This is a genomic window from Acidobacteriota bacterium (assembly GCA_003225175.1).
Classification (GTDB): domain Bacteria; phylum Acidobacteriota; class Terriglobia; order Terriglobales; family Acidobacteriaceae; genus Gp1-AA112.
This window is the reverse complement of sequence record QIBA01000230.1, coordinates 1-1,441: the sequence shown is the minus strand read 5'-3', so window position 1 is coordinate 1,441 and position 1,441 is coordinate 1. Positions and strand designations below refer to the sequence as shown.

At 52.0% G+C, this 1,441-nt stretch carries 1 protein-coding gene; it reads right to left on the bottom strand.

The features are described from left to right. Positions 1-164: 164 nt before the first annotated feature. On the bottom strand, positions 165-1,199 hold the full coding sequence (locus DMG62_24860) for a hypothetical protein (GenBank protein PYY19213.1): 1,035 nt from the start codon (positions 1,197-1,199) through the stop codon (positions 165-167). Between the last annotated feature and the right edge of the window lie 242 nt (positions 1,200-1,441).

The window sequence follows — 1,441 nt, the reverse complement described above, 5'->3', positions numbered from 1 at the left end:
TCCTGTCTGCTTTCTTACTGGGCCCTGCGTTCACGGTCGGTGCGTCGAATGCATCGGCTGGAAAAGGTCGCCGACGCAATGTTTATCATTGCGATGATTGGAATGACGATCATTTGTGCGTTGATCACTTACAACATCTCTGTTCCAGCTCGATGAGGTGCTGGCTAAAGCAGCTCTTTAAAAATCCGCAGCCAATTTCCTCGCAGAATCTTTTCGATGTCAGCGTCGCTGAATCCGCGTTCGATCAATCTACGGGTGAAATTGTGGGCATGCGAATGGTTCGTTAGGTCAGGAATGAAGTGCGGTGTTATAAATTTTGCAGCTAGCTCCTTTTGTCTCGACTCCGGCCAGTGGCGGTAAATGAACTCAAAAAAATCGAATCCGATCCCGACGCTGTCGATCCCGATCAAATTGGCGATGTGCTCGATCTGATCGACGTAGTGGTCGAGCGTGCTTTCCTCTTCTCGCGGGCTCACGAGGATGGAGTTGATACCGATTACTCCGCGCCGTGCACCGATCTTCCTGATCTGTTCATCGCTAATGTTGCGCTCGATGTCGTAGTACCGGCGAACGTTCGTGTGCGACACGATGGGCGGCTTTATTGTAATCGAGAGAATCTCTTCGAACCCTGCTGGATTGATGTGCGCAAGATCAACAATCACGCCGAGTGCCTCGCATTCACGCACGACTTCGCGACCAAACGCGGAGAGACCATCCCGAGGCGACCCGCTCGCTGCGAAAACTCCGCCGTGCCCCGCCGCATTGCTTCGAGCGTGTGTAAGCCCGATTGAGCGCACACCGAGTTCGTAAAAAACGCGCAATTGATTTAAATCGGTACCCAGCGGCTCGACGCCCTCCATCGTGATGAGAAACGCGATCTTGCCCGTTTCTGCCGCCGCCTGAATTTCGAGATAATTTTTGCAAATCGCGAAGCGGCCCGAAACTGCTGTTTCTGCATAGAGGCGTGCAACTTGATCGAGCGCGACGCGCAACCCGTTCTGAGGCAAATAGCGGTCCTCGATGTAAATCGCCGCGCCGACAACGGCAACATTCCCGGCTTTGAATTCGGGCAAAAATTCTGTTCCGAGAACATCTCGGCGCTCGCGCTTCTCGTAAAGATCCATCGGTAAATCGAAATGCATGTCGATGATCCCGCCGGCCTGCAGCCGGTCGATTCTTTCTTCGACGGATTGGTTCATTGTCGTAGCGGCAGTCTATGAGAGCCGAATTCCTTAAAGCAAACGCCAGAATCCCAGAGATGTCACGCCAAGCAGTGAAGCTAATCCGATTTTAGAGGCGTTTGTGTCAAACGCCTGGTCAATCAAATAAATGACGGCCTAATCGGCTGTCGCGACAGCAAAACCTTCAAGTTATTGACTGTCGGCGAGCGTTTGTATTGAAAGCTTTTTTAGTTCAAACCGCGCGTTAACTTCTCGAATTT